The organism is Gordonia sp. i37 (assembly GCF_002043085.1).
Lineage (GTDB): Bacteria > Actinomycetota > Actinomycetes > Mycobacteriales > Mycobacteriaceae > Gordonia > Gordonia polyisoprenivorans.
Genome location: NZ_MVPX01000015.1, coordinates 1 through 16,552, shown reverse-complemented (window position 1 = coordinate 16,552; position 16,552 = coordinate 1). Strand labels below are relative to the sequence as shown.

The following is a 16,552-nucleotide window of genomic DNA, read 5'->3' as shown; positions in this document are numbered from 1 at the left end:
CCCTGCCGTGGTCTGGCGGGCGTGATCAGACCGAGGGGATCAGATCAGCTTGTACACCGTCTGCCCGCCGACGGTCATCTCGGTGAAGTTCTGCGACACCCAGGTCGAGATCTCCGAATTGCCGCCGGGACCGCCGCCCGATCCGCCGATGTAGTAGGCGATCTTGCCCTCCGACACCATCTTCTTGAATTCGTCGAGCGTGGGCGCGGGGTCGTTGCTCCAGCCGCCGATGGCCATCACCGACTTGCCGGTCGCGATCTCGATCCCCGACGCCGACTGCGATCCGTTGGTCGCCGCCGCCCAGGTGGCGTTGGTGGACTGCAGCAGCTTGACCAGATCGCTGTTCGACGAGACGTCGCCACCGAAACCACTCATGCCACCGCCACGTCGTCCCTGCTGATCCGAACCGTTCTGGGCCGAACCGTTCTGGGCCGAACCGTTCTGGGCCGAACCGTTCTGGGACACAGTCCCCGACGGCGGGGTCCCCTGGGTACCCTGCGTCGAGCCGTGCTGCCCACCTCGTCCGCTGAAGCCACCCATGCCACCGGGTCCGCCCATACCGCCACCGGCCGAGGAGGTCTGCACCGCGGTCGGGATCGACCCACTGTGCGCGGTGGCCGCGGTCGCGATCGAAAAGGCTGCGGTACCACCGAATCCGGCGAGTGCACCGGCCAGCACCGAGGCGGCCACCACCTTCTTCAGACCCAGCACGCTTCCGGCGATCACACCGACCACGGCGATGACGGCCACCACACCGATCAGCCACCGGCACCAGACCGGACCCCAGTCGTTGCGATTGAGCAGCACGATGGCCCACCATGCGGCCAGCCCGATCATCGCGGCCATCGCGATGCGTCCGTCCCAGTGCGCCCGCCGCCGCCACGCGAACACCGATCCCATGCCGACCAGCGCGCCGATCGCCGGGGCCAGCGCCACGGTGTAGTACGGGTGGATGGTGCCGCTCATGTAGCTGAAGATCATCCCGGTCACCAGCAGCCAGCCACCCCAGGTGACGATGGCGCCGGACTCGACGCGGTCAACACCGTTGCGGTAGTTGAAGATCGGGAAGCTACGGATCATCAGGTACACCCCGAAGGCCACCACGAACAGCGCCACCGGCAGCAGCCACGAGATCTCGTTGCCCATCTCCGAACCGAACAGTCGATTCAGACCCGTCGAGCCGCCGAAGGAGCCTCCGGCCTGCCCGCCACCGGGACCACCGCCACCACCCGGGCCGTTACCGCCACTGATGCGACCCAGCCCGTTGTAGCCGAGCACCAGATTCATGAACGAGTTGTCGGTGGAGCCCCCGATGTAGGGCCGCGAGCTCGCCGGGACGAGGATCGTGACCAGCACGAACCAGCCCGCCGACACCACCAGCGCCACCGCGGCGAGCAGCAACTGCCCGATCCGCTTGAGCCAGCCGTTGTTCGCGAACAGCAGGTAGGCCAGCGCGAATGCCGGCAGCACCAGCAGGCCCTGCATCATCTTGGTGAGGAACGCGAAGCCCAGCGCGACACCCACCAGGGCCAGCCAGCGGCCCGAGTTGGTCGCGATCGCCCGCGCCGTGCAGTAGGCCGCGGCCACCATCAACAGCACCAGCAGCGCGTCGGGGTTGTTGAAGCGGAACATCAGGGCGGCCGCCGGGGTGAACGCCAGCACGGCGCCGGCGATGAGGCCGGCCGCGGTGCCTTGGCGGGGATCGGCGATGACACGGCGCATCGTCGCGTACATCAACGCGACCGACGCGACGCCCATGATCGCCTGCGGCGCGAGCACCGCCCAGGAGTTCATCCCGAAGATCCGCACCGACAACCCGGTGACCCACAGCGAGGCCGGCGGCTTGTCGACGGTGATGAAGCTCGACGGATCCAGCGCGCCGAAGAACCAGGCACGCCAGCTCTGCGACCCGGCCCAGGCGGCCGCGGCGTAGAAGGTGTTGGCGTAGCCGCTGGCCGAGAGGTTCCACAGATAGAGAACTCCGGTGATGGTCAGCAAGCCGGTCAGGCTCAGCTTGCTCCACGGCATCGGTCGCCCGGTGCGCCGATGGCTCGGTGGGGCGGCGTCGTCGGATGGCGGCGACGAACTCGGCCGATCCAGAATTGCGGTCATCATTCCTCCTGTCGCGAGACCTTCACGTCTCGCCGTTGCTCACTGCGTGTGTTGCCGGGTGGACGTACGCCGGGCGATCCGCCCCGCCAGTGCACTTGCCTCGTTCATGGCAGCGCACTGCATCGGGTTCAAGAATGATGTCCGGTTCTCCACCCCGACTGGACGACGACTGGGAGAAGCCTGTGAGCGTGCGAGCGGTGTTGGGTTGCTCACACTTCGTCGTTACCTGGGCTTTCGCGTTTGTCAAAACCGTTACCGAAGCGAATTGTGGAAGGTGAATGTGTTCGCGATCGCGAGGTAATGATGGACAACCGGATGTCGTATCGGCGGAGGGCCGCGTATCTACCGTGGTCCCACAATCCGTTGATGCGACGCGGCGATCGGATGATCGCCGCCGCGGTCGTCGCATCCGTCGTCATCCTTCTCCTGGCGATCCCACTGAGCGTGTGGGCGGCCGATGCCACCTATCGCTCGGTCACCGACCGCGCCGACGCCGCGATCCCCATCTCCGCCACGGTCGTCAGCGTCTCCGATTCGGATCCGACCGCCGTCGAGACCACCGCCACCGTCTCGTGGCGCAATTCCTCGGGCGTGCACACCGATTCGACGTCGGTGCCCCGCGGCACCAAGGACGGCTCCACCACCCCCGCATGGACCACCCCGGACGGCACCCGGCTCCAGGATCACCCCGGCCCCACCGAACGCGTTCTGGGTGCGGTCTGGGTGGGTGTACTGGCCTGGTGTGCGATGTTCGCGCTGGTGATGAGTGGGGTCACCCTGGTTCGACGCCGGGTCGCGCGCATCCACGACGTTTTGTGGGACCGTGAGTGGTCGCAGGCGGGCAACGCCAACGGCTGGGCTTCTCGCTGACCCTCAGCCCGGTCCGCCGACCCCACCCGGCCGTGTCGGGGTCGTCGGGACATTGTTCGGGTTCACCGGCACGAACGCATTGGCGGCGCGGCCGTTCAGCGTCGGGGAGAGCCCGTTGATGAACGTCAGGACCTGCGCCGCCTGCGCCTGCGGGTACGGCGTCGGGACGTAGTCGTTGTAGGACTCCGTACGTGACACCCGCGTCGGGATCACCCGGAAATCGACGCCGCGCACCGCGGTACCGGCCATGTCGAAGCGGGTTTGCAGGATGAAGGTGCGTTTGTCGGTGGGGTTGCTGTTGCCACCGAAGGCGAAGTTGCCGAATGAGTATGCAATCAGCTTGCCCCGATAGATCTCCATGGACTGGATGACATGGGGATGGGTTCCGACGACGAGGTCGGCGCCCGCATCGATCGCGAGATGGGCGAGCTCGGTCTGCGCACCGTACGGTTCGTGTTCGCTCTCGATGCCCCAGTGCATGAACGGGATCACCACGTCGGCGCCGCGGGCTCGCAGGGATTTGATGTCCGACACCAGTTTTCGACGCATCTGTGCGCTGTCGGTCCACGCCTGGTATCCGACGAAGCCGAACCTCACGCCCTTGATCGTGGTCAGGTTGTCCAGGTCGTACCCCGACCCCTCACTCTCGTCACCGGTGCCGAAGTACTCCACGCCGACACCCCGGAGCGCGGCGAGAGTGTCATCGAAACCGACCTGGCCGTAATCGAAGGTGTGATTGTTGGCGACGGTCACCACGTCGATCCCGCCCGCGGGCAACGTCGCCGCGAGCGCCGGATCACCGTGGAAGTGATAGACCTCGCCCTCCCCCTTGTAGCGCTGCGTGCCGCGGCGCGTGAGCGCCACCTCGAAGTTGGCGACGGTCAGATCGTCCGCATCGAACAGCGCCTTGACGTTCTGGAAGAAGTAGTCCGGCCGCCGCCCGTTGTCCGCCCACACCGTCGGCAACGACGTCGCCGTGGAGAACTTGTCGTCGGTGCCCAGGATGTTGTCACCGGTGAAACTCAGGACGAGCTGCTGGGCACGGGGCATCGGCGGCGCGGCAACCGGCCCGGGCACCACCCGTGCGACCGGCGCAGCCGTCGTCGACGATGCCGACGACGCCGCCACCACTCCGACGACGACCCCGATCACCACGACCAGCCAGACGCCGGAACGTCGGCGCACACTCGCGAACACTCTTGCATCCAACCGGATTGGCACGCCGTGTGCGTGTCGGCTGATCAGGGGATTTCAGGCCCGGGAGGGGCCGGAACCCCGGGTGTTCGAGTGCTTGAGAATCCGATCAGCGACCGGGCAGATACTTCAGGGCGCGCATCGCGAACGGCGTCGCCGCGCGGTAGAGGCCCTGCGGGATGCCGGGTGCGCGATCGATGCCGATGAACCGCTGCTCGGCGATCGTCTGCGGCTCGGTGTATTTGAGCAGGCCCTCCTCGCCGTGCCGGCGTCCGACGCCGGAGATGCCCATGCCGCCCATCGGGGCTGCCGTCGACGCCCACGCCGCGGCATAGCCCTCGTTGATGTTGACCGTGCCGGCCCGCAGCTTCTCGGCGATCCGCTGGGCCTCGTCACTGCTGCCCGCCCACACGCTGGCGTTGAGTCCGTAGTCGGTGTCGTTGGCGAGTTTGATGGCCTCGTCGATCGAGTCGACCGGGTACACCGACACCACCGGACCGAAGGTCTCGTTGGCGAAGCACTCCATCGCATCGGTGACGCCGGTGAGCACGGTCGGCTCGAAGAAGAACGGTCCCAGGTCGGCGCGGCGCTTGCCGCCCGCGATCACCGTGGCGCCCTTGGCCACTGCGTCGTCGACGTGTGCCTGGGCGGTGTCGACCTGGGCGGCTGAGGCGAGCGAGCCCATGTCGGCACTGAAATCGTAGGTGGCGCCCAGGCGCATGCCGCGGACGAATGCACCGAACTTCTCGATGAACTCGTCGGCGATGATCGCGTCGACGTAGAGGCGCTCGATGGAGATGCACAACTGCCCGGAGTTCGAGTAGCAGGCGCGGGCGGCGCCCTCGACGGCGCGGTCGATGTCGGCGCCCGCGGTGACGATCATCGGGTTCTTGCCGCCCAGTTCGGCGGAGAAGCCGATCAGACGTCGGCCGGCCTGCTCGGCGAGCGTGGCGCCGGTGGCCGACGAGCCGGTGAACATGACGTAGTCGGTGGTGGCGACGATCGCTTGTCCGACAACACTTCCCGGTCCCGGCACGACAGCGAACAACTCGGCCGGCAGGCCCGCCTCGTAGAGCAGTTCGGCCAGCGCCAGCGCACAGTACGGGGTCTGGCTGTCGGGTTTGATGACCACACCGTTGCCGGCGAGCAGCGCGGCCACCGCGTCGGAGACCGCGAGGGTCAGCGGATAGTTCCACGGGCTGATCACGCCGACGACACCCTTGGGCTGATATCGCACCCGCACACTCGTCGCGCCCGGGATGATGCCCTTGACCTTGCGGTCGGCGAGCATCTTGGGGCCCGCGGTGGCGTAGTGCCGCGCGGTCAGCGCGACGTCGATGACCTCTTCCTGGGCGTAGACGCGCGCCTTGCCGGTCTCGGCCTGCGCGATGTCCATCAGCGACGCCGCGTTGCGGTGCACCAGCTCGGAGAACTTGTCGAGGACCTTGGCGCGGTCCTGCGGGCTGCGCGCGGCCCAGCCCTCCTGCGCGACGCGGGCGCGGGCCACGGCGGTCTCGAGGTCGGCGGCGGTCCCGACCGGGATGGTGGCCATCTCGACACCACTGAACGCCTCGAGGACCGGGCGGGTGGGCCGGTCGGCGGCGTTGTCGATGGCGACGAGCGCACCGAGACGGGCGAAGTATTCGGGAGTGGGTCGGGCCATGATCTGTGCGCTCCTCGTCAGCGATCGGGAGATGGGTGTGACGGTCAGACGGCGGCGACGAGCACGATGCCGTCGTCGTCGGAGTAGAGGGTGTCGCCGGGGACGAAGGTGATGCCGCCGAGGTCGATGGGCACGTCACGCTCACCTGCACCGGTCTTGGTGGACTTGCGCGGGTTGGTGCCCAGTGCCTTCACACCGATCCCCATCCCGCCGATCGTCTTCGCGTCGCGGATCGCGCCGTTGACGATGATGCCGGCCCAGCCGTTGGACCGGCCGAGTTCGGCGATCAGATCGCCGACCAGTGCGGTGTGCACCGACGCGTCGCCGTCGACGACGAGGACACCACCGGGGTTGGATTCGCCGAGCACCGACTTGAGAAGGGCGTTGTCCTGGAAGCAGCGCACGGTGCTCACGCGGCCGACGAACTCGCGCACGCCGCCGTACTGGGTGAACTGGACGTCGCAGCTACGGACATCGGCACCGATCTCGTCGACCAGGTCGGCGGTCGGGGTGAAGGTGAGCTCACTCATGCCGACCAGCATAGGTGTAACCGCAACCAACAGGTAATGACCCCTACTCCGCCGACAGCGCCCTCCAACCCGCCGACAGCGCCCTTCACCTCGCCGACAGCGCCTTCGCGACGCGTCCTCGAGCGCTCTCGGCGTTGAGACAAGCGCCGTCGGCGTGAAACCGGGCGCCGTCGACGACGGTTACCCCTCGTCGGGCTTGACCAACGGGAACGGCAGCGATTCGCGGATCGACTGACCGGTGATCAGCATGACGACGCGGTCGACGCCGACGCCGAGTCCGCCGGTGGGCGGCATCGCGTATTCGAGTGCCTCGAGGAAGTCCTCGTCGAGTTCCATCGCCTCCGGATCACCGTCGGCGGCCAGAATCGATTGCGCCGTCAGCCGTTTGCGTTGTTCGACCGGATCGGTGAGCTCGGTGTAGGCGGTGCCGAGCTCGACGCCCCAGGCGACGAGATCCCACCGTTCGGCGACACCCGCGCGGCTGCGGTGGGCACGGGTGAGCGGCGAGGTCGACGTGGGGAAGTCGATGTAGAACGTCGGGAACGTCGTGCGGTCCTCACCGAGGTGCTCATACAGTTCGAGCACCAGCGCCCCCGCGTCCCAGTCGGGGCGGTGTGCGATCTCCAGCCGATCACAGATCCGACGCAGGTCCTCGGCGCTCGTCTCCGGCGTGACCTCCTCACCGGCACCCTCGGAGACCACCTCGTGCACGGTCTTGACCGGCCAGTCACCGGAGATGTCGATGCGCTCGACGGTGCCGTCGTCACCGGTCCGGTAGATCACCGGCTCACCGTGCGCCGCGGTCGCGGCGAACTGGATCATCTCGCGGGTCAGATCCAGCATCTTCAGGTAATCACTATGCGCCTCATAGGCTTCGAGGCTGGTGAACTCGGGGTTGTGGCTGAAGTCGACGCCCTCGTTGCGGAAGTTCCGCCCGATCTCGTAGACCTTCTCCACCCCGCCGACGCAGAGCCGCTTGAGGTACAGCTCGGGTGCGATACGCAGATAGAGGTCGAGGTTGTAGGCGTTGATGTGCGTCTGGAACGGGGTGGCGTTGGCGCCGCCGTGGATTCGCTGCAGGATCGGCGTCTCCACCTCCAGGAAATCCCGGGTGGCGAGGAAGTCGCGCAGCGCTTTGACGACGACGCTGCGGGTCTTGAGCAGGTCCCGGCTGCGGGCGTTGGTCGCCAGGTCCAGATAGCGTTGGCGCACACGGGCTTCCGGGTCGATCAGACCGGCCCACTTGTCGGGCAGCGGACGCAGGCATTTGCCGTTGATCCGCCACGCGTCGATCAGCACCGACAGCTCGCCCTTGCGGCTCTCGCCGAGCATGCCACGCACCTCGACGAGATCACCGAGGTCCACATCGGAGCCGAAATCCGGTGTGCCCGGAATGATCCGGGAATCCTCGATGAGCAACTGCACCTGCCCCGACCAGTCGTGGAGGTCGGCGAAGATCACTTTGCCGAAGTCGCGCAACCGGGTGATGCGGCCGGCGATGGTGACCTGGGTGCCCTGCGGTAGTTCCCGGGCCGCGGCGATGGTGTGGGTGGGCGCGTCGGCCGGCGGGTACGGGTCGAAGCCCTCGGCGATGAGCCGATCGAGCTTGGCCATCCGCACCCGGACCTGCTCGGGCCGATGCACGGAGACCGCCTGCTGATCGGCTTCCTCGGCGAACTGCGCGACGAGCGCGTCGACGTCGACTCCCTGCGGTACCGACGGCTCGCCGGCTTCGTACTGTTCCTTGCGGCCGAAGCGCGGCAGCCGCACGAAACCCTCGGTGACGATGCTCGCCAGCCCGGCACGCGGGAGCATCCGGGCGTCCTCGAAGCACAGGTACCGCGGCTGCCAATCCGGCAGGTACTTCGCGTTGGAGCGATAGAGCGACTCCATCTGGAAGAACCGGGAGCCGAACATCAACGCCGAGTAACTCGCCCGCATCACCGGTCCGGCACCGATCTGCCCGCCATGCTCGAAGAAGGCGCGAAACGTCGCGAAATTCAGGGAGATGTCGGTGACGCCGACCTGTTCGGCACGCTGACACAGCTCGACGACCATCGTCTCCACCACGCCGTTGACGCCGTTGCGGTCGCGGCGCATGAGGTCGAGCGAGACCCCACGCCGACCCCACGGGACGAAGGACAGCAAGCCGATGACCTTCTCGTCGTCGGTGCCCTCGTTCTGGATCGCCTCGACGAGCAGGCAGTTGCCATCGGCGGGGTCGCCGAGTCGCGAGAGTGCCATCGCGAAGCCGCGTTCCTCGTCGGTGTCGCGCCACGCGTCGGCGCGGGCGATCGCCTCGGCCATCTGTGCGTCCGACAATTCGCTGTGCCGTCGGATTCGTACGGTGACCCCGGCCCGCCGATTACGGGTGACCGCCTGGCGCACACTCTTCATCGCCGGTCCCGACAGCGTGAAGTCGCGGGTGTGGATGATCGCCTCGTCACCGATGTTGAGCGTGCCGAAACCCGCCGCGTCGTATGCCTCGGCGCCGCGCTCGCTGGCGCCCATCGCCGCCGGATGCCAGCCGTACCGCTCGCACAGCGTCAGGAACTCCGCGATCGCCCCCGACCACGAGTCCGGGTCGCCGATCGGATCACCGCCGGCCAGTCCGACGCCGAGTTCGACGCGATAGGTGATCGCCGCCCGACCGTCGAGCGAGAACACCACGGCCTTGTCGCGGCGGGTGGAGAAGTAGGCCAGCGAGTCGTCGTCGCCGAACCGGTCGATGAGCGCGCGGATCAGTCGTTCGTCCTCCGCGGTGATCAGCGACTTGAGCCGCTGAGACCGGAACAGCACGATCGCGGCGGCGATCAGGGCCAGAGCCCCGAACAGTCCCAGTAGCCCGTTGATCCACGGATGGGTGTGGTGGCCGTCGAAGGTGCGCTGATCGATGGTCGCGAAGGCGACGACGCGGTTGAACGCATACGGCAGACGCTCCCCCGACTCCAGGCTGCCGGGTACCAGCACCACCAGACCCCAGCCCAGCATGGTGGCAACAACCAGCCCGGTGATCAGCACACCGAGCGCACGCAGCAACGCGGCGCGGCGGACCCGGGTGTAGAACTGCCGGAACGTGAGAACCAGGAAGAAGAGGATGGCCACCTGTATCGCCAGCCCGATCCCGGTGTTGATCCGCTCGGTGCGGGTCATGTCCAGATCGGAGCCGATCGCCGGGATCAGGAGCAGTGCGTTGGTGAGCATGAACAGCACCAGCAGGATGACGCAGATCCACCAGGCGATGCGCTTGCGGGCGGCGAGTGCGATCGCCACCAATGCCAGCACATAAGCCCAAGCGAAGCTCGTCTCCGGCATCGCGACGATGTAGTTGTCGACGTAGTCACGAGGAACGTGAATCCAATGCCGGAAGAACGGAAAAACGCTCGACGCCAACGCAATTGCCGCCATGACGCCCACCACGGTGCCGGCGATCCGCGGCGCGTTGTGCCCGAAACCCCGTGGATGCCGGATCTGGTCGAGCAGATCAGCCGAACGGCGTTCGGCCGCTGTCCGATCCGGCGGCACCGATCCGTGCTGCTTCTCGTCGTCGGGGGCCTGCTGCACTCCGGTCTCGACCGCCATGACAGACAACCTTAGTGCGCGGTTCGGCTCGCCGGGAACGCTTGCCGTCTGCCAGGATGGCGGTGTGTTCGACGTCGCGATCAGTGATCAGGTCATCCGGCTCGGCCAGTTCCTGAAGCTGGCCAACCTCATCGACTCCGGTGCGGAGGCCAAGGAGGTCATCGCCGACGGATTGGTCTGTGTCAACGGTGACGTGGAGACCCGACGCGGTCGTCAGCTCGTCGTCGGCGACGTCGTCGAATTGGGCGGGCAGTCCGCGCGTGTCTCGGCGGGGTGAGTCCCACCGGCCGGGCGCAACGGCGGTCGGCCCCGGCTCAGCCGTGGAGTCGATTCAGCCGTGGAGCCGACGGAGTTCAGCAGCGGTGATCAGTCGTTCGGCTTCGGCCGGGAACATTCGTGCCTGACGGCGGGTGCGTCGGATGGACAGCGCCCCGAGCCGGGCGGGTCGACGGGGTCCGTGGAGTGTCTCAGCCAACTTCATGACTCAACGCTTCCCTGAATCAATACAACGGATACTGACTTCGTCTTACTGTAGCGGCGGTTTTCCAACTCGCAACCACACCCGTGTACGTCGATGATGACACGGAAATCGTTACCGTCCTGGTAGCGACGCGCGACCCGGTGACCTGCGGAAGATCACGACGTGGCGAAGATCACGCCAGTCCGGCGAGGTAGTCGTGCGCCCACTGCACCGCCGTCACTCCCGGCTTGACCTGGAACGTCGCGTAGTCACCGTGCGATCCCGACTGGATGAACTTGTTGAACTCGATGATCTGCTCACGCGCCCGCGCGTTGCTCAACTCCTGCACGATCCGGCCGGGGCCACCCTGGGTGAGCATCTCGTTGACGATCGCCGCCGCCTCGAGCTGGTACTGGCCGTACTGGCTGGGCGTCGGATCACTCGTCTCGGCGAGGTAGCCGACGACGCGCGTGACGTAGTAGTCGCGCGGGGTGTTGCAGTAGAGGTCGCTCGGCACGCAGATCTGCCGGGTGACCGGCGTCAGCCATCCCATGCCGCCGATGCGGGGTCCGCCACTGCCCTGGCCGGTGAGCGGGGGTCCCACCAGCGGATCCTTCGACGAACGACGCGGATCGGCGAGGAGCACCACCCCGGCGACCTGCTGTGGACGCACCCGCTCGGTGCCCGCGCCGACCTCGGAGGCGAAGTCGCCGGCGGCGTCGGCACCCTGGCTGTAGCCGGTCAGCGCGATCTTGGTGGCCGGGCAGCGTCGCAACATGGTGACCGCGAGGCCGGTCACGTTCGAGACCGCCTGCGCCTTGGACTTACCGTAGATCGCCTTCTCCCAGGGGAATGCGGTCGCGTCGTAGCGGACGTAGGCGACCTGGGTGTCGGCGCCGAGGCCGGAGGTCACGTCGCCGAGCAGTCCGGGTCCGTCGGCCCATGTGCCCGGTACCGCGATGACATAGAGCCGCGGACAGTCGGCGGCGTGCGCCGTGCCGCCCGCCGCGACCGCGCCGATCGCCGCGATGAGCAGGGTCAGGACCATCACAAACAGCTTGCGCACGAGCGCCTCCCCTTCAATCGTGGCCATCGGCCGGGTCCCCGCAGACCCGCGACCACCGACCAATACCCGAACGAGTTTAGGACCGGGGAGACGGTCCGCAAACCCTTCGGCGACGAAATACCGGTGAACGACACCGCTTATCGGACAAAGGAGCCATGCTGTGGTCAACGTCTCGCGCACCTTCACCGTCGACCGTCCCCGCGACCAGGTCGTCACCTATCTCCGCGACTTCGCCAATGCCGCGGAATGGGATCCGGGAACCGTCGAATGCACGCAAAACACCCGGGGCCCAATCGGTCTCGGCACCACCTGGCACAACAAGACCAAGCTGTACGGCATCTCCACCGAGCTCACCTACGAACTCACCCGCGACGACCCCGACCACGTCGTGTTCACCGGTTCCAACAAGACCGCCACGACGACCGACGACCTCTCGTTCACCGACGCCGGCAACGGACGTACCTCGATCACCTATGCGGCCACCGTCGATTTCCAGCGATTCGGCGCCATCGCCGAACCGATCTTCGGGGTCATCTTCAACCGCCTCGCCGACTCGGTGCCCAAGGAGATGACCAAGGCCCTCGAAGGCCGGTCGAACTGATCTCCGCCTGGTGAGCCTGCCTCCGCAGACGACTCGACCGGTGACCGGCGCCCCGTGCGGGACCGCCGACCACCGGTCGTCGTGATCGTGTGCCTCAGCGCTGGGCGACCTGCGTGGGGTAGATCGGAGCGGGCAGATCGGTGCGACCGGCCAGGTACTGATCGGCGGCCGCCGCGGCCGAACGCCCCTCGGCGATGGCCCACACGATCAGTGACTGACCGCGGCCGGCGTCGCCGGCGACGAAGACGTTCTCCTGGCCGACCGCCCGGAACTCGTCATCCCGCTTGATGTTTCCGCGCTGGTCGTATTCGACGCCGAGCTTGTCGAGCAGGTCGGTGCGTTCGGGTCCGACGAAGCCCATCGCGAGCAGCACCAGGTCGCACTCGAGCTCGAAGTCGCTGCCCTCGACCTTCTCGAAGCGGCCGTCACGCATGACCACCTCGTGTGCCTTGAGGCCGGTGACCTTGCCGTTCTCGCCGACGAACATCTCGGTGTTGACCGAGAACACCCGCTCGCCGCCCTCCTCGTGGGCCGAGGAGACGCGGTACATCAACGGGTAGGTCGGCCACGGGGTGGACTCGGCGCGCTCCTGCGGCGGACGCGGCATGATCTCGAACTGGTGCACGATCTCGGCGCCTTGACGCAGCGAGGTACCGAGGCAGTCGGCGCCGGTGTCGCCGCCGCCGATGATGACGACCTTCTTGCCCTTCGCGGTGATCTGGCCGTCGACGGTGTCGCCGAGCTGTACGCGGTTGGCCTGCGGCAGGAACTCCATCGCCTGGTGGATGCCGTCGAGTTCGCGGCCCTCGATCGGCAGATCGCGACCGATGGTCGAGCCCATCGCAAGGATGACGGCGTCGAAGTCCTCACGCAGCTGCGCGACGGTGATGTCGACCCCGACGTTGACACCGGTGCGGAACACCGTTCCCTCGGCCTTCATCTGCTCGAGACGACGGTCGATGTGGCGCTTCTCCATCTTGAACTCGGGGATGCCGTAGCGCAGCAGGCCGCCGATGCGGTCGGCCCGCTCGTAGACGTAGACGGTGTGACCGGCGCGGGTGAGCTGCTGTGCGGCGGCCAGTCCCGCGGGCCCGGACCCGACGACGGCGATGTTCTTGCCGGTGTGCTCGGTCGGCAGCACCGGGGTGACCAGTCCACTGTCCCAGGCGTTGTCGATCAGCTCGACCTCCACCTGCTTGATGGTGACCGGCGGCTGATTGATGCCGAGCACGCACGACGCCTCGCACGGCGCCGGGCACAACCGCCCGGTGAACTCCGGGAAGTTGTTGGTGGCGTGCAGACGTTCGATCCCGTCGTCCCACCGATCCTTGTACACCAGGTCGTTCCACTCGGGAATGAGGTTGCCCAGCGGACAGCCGTTGTGGCAGAAGGGGATACCGCAGTCCATGCACCGGCTGGCCTGTGTCTGCAGGTGGTCCTTGTCGAAGTCGGTGTAGACCTCTTTCCAGTCGAGCAGGCGCAGGTCGACCGGACGACGGTCGGGCAACTCCCGCTCGGTGTGCTTGAGGAATCCTCTGGGGTCAGCCACGTGCGGCCTCCATGATCGCTTCGTTCACGTCTCGTCCATCTCGCTCGGCGTCCGCGGCGGCTGCCAGCACACGCTTGAAGTCGCGCGGCATCACCTTGGCGAACTGCGTCTGCGTGGTCTCCCACTGCTCGAGCAGTGCTGCGGCGACCGGTGATTCGGTTTCGTCGCGGTGCTCGGTGATGATGCCCGCGAGGAACTCGAGATCGTCGTCGTCGAGCGGGTCGAGTTCGACGAGTTCGGGATTGAGGTTGTCGGCGAAGTTCTGTTGCGGGTCGTACACGTAGGCGATGCCGCCGGACATGCCCGCGGCGAAGTTGCGCCCCGTGCCGCCGAGGACCACCACACGACCGCCCGTCATGTACTCGCAGCCGTGGTCGCCGACGCCTTCGACGACCGCGGTGACACCCGAGTTGCGCACACAGAACCGCTCGCCGACCACACCGCGCAAGAAGATCTTGCCCGCCGTCGCACCGAACCCGATGACATTGCCGGCGATGATGTTCTCCTCGGCGACGAACCCGTCCGGGGCGTTGCGCGCCGGACGCACCACGATGCGGCCGCCCGAGAGTCCCTTGCCGACGAAGTCGTTGGCATCGCCCTCGAGGCGCAGCGTGATGCCCTTGGGCACGAACGCACCGAAGCTGTTGCCCGCCGAGCCGGTGAAGTCGATCATGATCGTCCCGTCCGGGAGACCCTGCGCGCCATAGGCCTTGGTGACCTCGTGGCCGAGCATCGTGCCGACGGTGCGGTTCACGTTGGTGATCTTCGACGAGAAGCTCACCCGGGTACCGTGGTCGATCGCCTCCCGGCTCTGCGCGATCAACTGCTGATCGAGAGCCTTGTCGAGACCGTGATCCTGCACGCCGGAGCAGTACAGGTCCTGGTTCATGAACGGCGATTCCGTCTCGGCGAGCACCGAGGACAGGTCGAGCTTGCCGGCCTTCGCCGAACCCCAGTGCGACAGCGCCTTTCCGGTGTCGAGGGCCTCGACGTGGCCGACCGCCTCCTGCAGGGTGCGGAAGCCCAGACGGGCCAGCAACTCGCGGACCTCCTCGGCGATGAAGAGGAAGAAGTTCTCCACGAACTCCGGCTTGCCGGTGAAACGCTCACGCAGCAACGGATTCTGGGTGGCCACGCCCACGGGGCAGGTGTCGAGGTGGCACACGCGCATCATGATGCAACCCGACACCACCAGTGGGGCGGTGGCGAACCCGAATTCCTCGGCGCCGAGCAGCGCGGCGACCACCACGTCGCGTCCGGTCTTGAGCTGACCGTCGACCTGTACCGAGATGCGATCGCGAAGACCGTTGAGCAGCAACGTCTGCTGGGTCTCGGCCAGACCGATCTCCCACGGCGCACCCGCGTGCTTGAGCGAGGTGAGCGGCGAAGCGCCGGTGCCACCGTCGTGCCCGGAGATGAGCACGACGTCGGCGTGTGCCTTGGACACACCCGCGGCGACGGTGCCCACGCCGATCTCGCTGACGAGCTTGACGTGGATGCGCGCCTGCGGGTTCGCATTCTTCAGGTCGTGGATCAGCTGGGCGAGATCCTCGATCGAGTAGATGTCGTGGTGCGGCGGCGGCGAGATCAGCCCGACACCGGGGGTGGAGCCTCGCACCTCGGCGACCCACGGGTACACCTTGTGCGGCGGCAGCTGGCCGCCCTCGCCGGGCTTGGCGCCCTGTGCCATCTTGATCTGGATGTCGGTGCAGTTGCTCAGGTAGTGCGAGTGCACACCGAAACGGCCCGACGCGACCTGCTTGATCGCGCTGCGGCGCCAGTCACCGTTCTCGTCATGGTGGAACCGACGCGGATCCTCGCCGCCCTCACCGGAATTCGAGCGTCCACCGAGCCGGTTCATCGCGATCGCGAGGGTCTCGTGCGCCTCGGCCGAGATCGAGCCGAAGCTCATCGCACCCGTGGAGAAGCGTTTGACGATCTCGCGCGCCGATTCGACCTTGTCGATCGGGATCGGGTCGCGGTCACCGAAGTTGAAGTCGAACAGACCGCGCAGCGTCGCGAGCTTGCGCGACTGGTCGTCGACGAGCTTGGTGTATTCCTTGAACACCTTGTACTGACCGGTGCGCGTCGAATGCTGGAGCTTGAACACCGTGTCGGGGTTGAACAGGTGGTACTCGCCCTCACGGCGCCACTGGTATTCGCCGCCGACCGGCAGTTCGCGGTGGGCCCGCTCGCTGGGACGGTCGTTGAACGCCAACGCATGTCGGGCGGCGACGTCGGCGGCGATCTCGTCGAGACCGATTCCGCCGAGCTGGCTGCGCAGCCCGGTGAAGAACTCGTCGACGGTGTCCTGGTTGATGCCGATGACCTGGAACAGCTGTGCGCCGGTGTAGGAGGCGAGGGTGGAGATGCCCATCTTGCTCATCACCTTGAGCACGCCCTTGCTCGCGGCCTTGATGTAGTTGGCGCGGGCGGTCTCGAAGTCGATGTCGCCCAACGCGCCCCGCTCCACCATGTCCTCGATCGATTCGAAGGCCATGTACGGATTGACCGCCGCCGCACCGAATCCCACGAGGGTGGCGACGTGGTGGACCTCACGGCAGTCACCGGACTCGATGATCAGTCCGACGCGGGTGCGCTTGCGCTCGCGCACCAGGTGGTGGTGCACGGCCGCGGTCAGCAGCAGCGACGGGATCGGGGCCAGCGTCTCGTCGGATTCGCGGTCACTCAGGATGATCAGGTTCACCCCGTCGGCGATCGCCGCGCTGACCTTGGTGCGGACCTCGTCGAGGGCCGCACGCAGACCGGCGCCGCCCTCGGCGACCGGGTACAGGCCGTGGATGTGGGCGCTGCGGAAGTCCGGGAGGTTCGGGTCGTCGTTGATCCGGACGAGCTTGGCGAGGTGGTCGTTGTCGAGAACCGGTGTCGGCAGCACGATCTGCCGACACGACTGCGGGCTCGGGT

At 67.1% G+C, this 16,552-nt stretch carries 12 protein-coding genes; 3 read left to right on the top strand and 9 right to left on the bottom strand.

The window, feature by feature from the left end:
* Nucleotides 1-39: 39 nt before the first annotated feature.
* Nucleotides 40-2,112, bottom strand: coding sequence for a glycosyltransferase family 39 protein (locus B1964_RS00730; protein WP_079928423.1), 2,073 nt, complete (start codon nucleotides 2,110-2,112; stop codon nucleotides 40-42).
* 366 nt (nucleotides 2,113-2,478) lie between these two features.
* Between B1964_RS00730 and B1964_RS00725 the strand changes: the two genes are divergently transcribed.
* Nucleotides 2,479-2,982: a hypothetical protein gene (locus B1964_RS00725; protein ID WP_231386813.1), complete on the top strand. Its 504-nt coding sequence runs from the start codon at nucleotides 2,479-2,481 to the stop codon at nucleotides 2,980-2,982.
* A 3-nt stretch (nucleotides 2,983-2,985) separates the two neighbouring features.
* On the opposite strand, the gene B1964_RS00720 is transcribed toward B1964_RS00725, so the two are convergent.
* The 4 genes from B1964_RS00720 to lysX form a co-directional block, all read right to left on the bottom strand.
* On the bottom strand, nucleotides 2,986-4,179 hold the full coding sequence (locus tag B1964_RS00720; protein ID WP_020172720.1) for a CapA family protein: 1,194 nt from the start codon (nucleotides 4,177-4,179) through the stop codon (nucleotides 2,986-2,988).
* A 106-nt stretch (nucleotides 4,180-4,285) separates the two neighbouring features.
* The gene (locus B1964_RS00715; protein ID WP_276113844.1) at nucleotides 4,286-5,842 is read right to left on the bottom strand and encodes a succinic semialdehyde dehydrogenase; all 1,557 of its coding nucleotides are present in this window, start codon (nucleotides 5,840-5,842) and stop codon (nucleotides 4,286-4,288) included.
* Between the two features lie 41 nt (nucleotides 5,843-5,883).
* Nucleotides 5,884-6,381, bottom strand: coding sequence for a ribonuclease E activity regulator RraA (rraA, locus tag B1964_RS00710; protein WP_006369132.1), 498 nt, complete (start codon nucleotides 6,379-6,381; stop codon nucleotides 5,884-5,886).
* A gap of 168 nt (nucleotides 6,382-6,549) precedes the next feature.
* Complete coding sequence (gene lysX / locus B1964_RS00705; RefSeq protein WP_020172722.1) at nucleotides 6,550-9,951, bottom strand: bifunctional lysylphosphatidylglycerol synthetase/lysine--tRNA ligase LysX; 3,402 nt, start codon at nucleotides 9,949-9,951, stop codon at nucleotides 6,550-6,552.
* 64 nt (nucleotides 9,952-10,015) lie between these two features.
* Here lysX and B1964_RS00700 point away from each other — a divergent pair, with 64 nt between their 5' ends.
* The gene (locus tag B1964_RS00700; protein WP_006369130.1) at nucleotides 10,016-10,228 is read left to right on the top strand and encodes an RNA-binding S4 domain-containing protein; all 213 of its coding nucleotides are present in this window, start codon (nucleotides 10,016-10,018) and stop codon (nucleotides 10,226-10,228) included.
* A 54-nt stretch (nucleotides 10,229-10,282) separates the two neighbouring features.
* Here B1964_RS00700 and B1964_RS30300 read toward each other — a convergent pair whose 3' ends face one another.
* Both B1964_RS30300 and B1964_RS00695 read right to left on the bottom strand, forming a co-directional pair.
* Complete coding sequence (locus tag B1964_RS30300; protein ID WP_014358404.1) at nucleotides 10,283-10,432, bottom strand: hypothetical protein; 150 nt, start codon at nucleotides 10,430-10,432, stop codon at nucleotides 10,283-10,285.
* 172 nt (nucleotides 10,433-10,604) lie between these two features.
* Nucleotides 10,605-11,504 (bottom strand): cutinase family protein, encoded by a 900-nt coding sequence (locus tag B1964_RS00695; RefSeq protein ID WP_006369129.1) that lies wholly within the window; start codon nucleotides 11,502-11,504, stop codon nucleotides 10,605-10,607.
* 133 nt (nucleotides 11,505-11,637) lie between these two features.
* Here B1964_RS00695 and B1964_RS00690 point away from each other — a divergent pair, with 133 nt between their 5' ends.
* Entirely contained in the window at nucleotides 11,638-12,078 is a 441-nt protein-coding gene (locus B1964_RS00690) for an SRPBCC family protein (protein WP_079928421.1), read from the top strand.
* 94 nt (nucleotides 12,079-12,172) lie between these two features.
* Here the strand turns inward: B1964_RS00690 and B1964_RS00685 are convergent, their stop codons facing one another.
* Together B1964_RS00685 and gltB are read right to left on the bottom strand one after the other, a co-directional pair.
* Nucleotides 12,173-13,627, bottom strand: a complete 1,455-nt coding sequence (locus B1964_RS00685; RefSeq protein WP_006369127.1) for a glutamate synthase subunit beta — start codon at nucleotides 13,625-13,627, stop codon at nucleotides 12,173-12,175.
* Nucleotides 13,620-16,552 (bottom strand): glutamate synthase large subunit (gene gltB / locus B1964_RS00680; protein ID WP_079928420.1); only part of this gene is annotated, 2,933 nt, incomplete at its 5' end. The genes gltB and B1964_RS00685, both read right to left, overlap by 8 nt.

Excerpts from the sequence above, each read along its gene's own strand:
- B1964_RS00730 (WP_079928423.1), bottom strand. The coding sequence starts at position 2,112 with ATGACCGCAATTCTGGATCGGCCGAGTTCGTCGCCGCCATCCGACGAC.
- B1964_RS00725 (WP_231386813.1), top strand. The coding sequence starts at position 2,479 with ATGCGACGCGGCGATCGGATGATCGCCGCCGCGGTCGTCGCATCCGTC.
- rraA (WP_006369132.1), bottom strand. The coding sequence starts at position 6,381 with ATGCTGGTCGGCATGAGTGAGCTCACCTTCACCCCGACCGCCGACCTG.
- lysX (WP_020172722.1), bottom strand. The coding sequence starts at position 9,951 with ATGGCGGTCGAGACCGGAGTGCAGCAGGCCCCCGACGACGAGAAGCAG.
- B1964_RS30300 (WP_014358404.1), bottom strand. The coding sequence starts at position 10,432 with ATGAAGTTGGCTGAGACACTCCACGGACCCCGTCGACCCGCCCGGCTC.
- B1964_RS00695 (WP_006369129.1), bottom strand. The coding sequence starts at position 11,504 with ATGGCCACGATTGAAGGGGAGGCGCTCGTGCGCAAGCTGTTTGTGATG.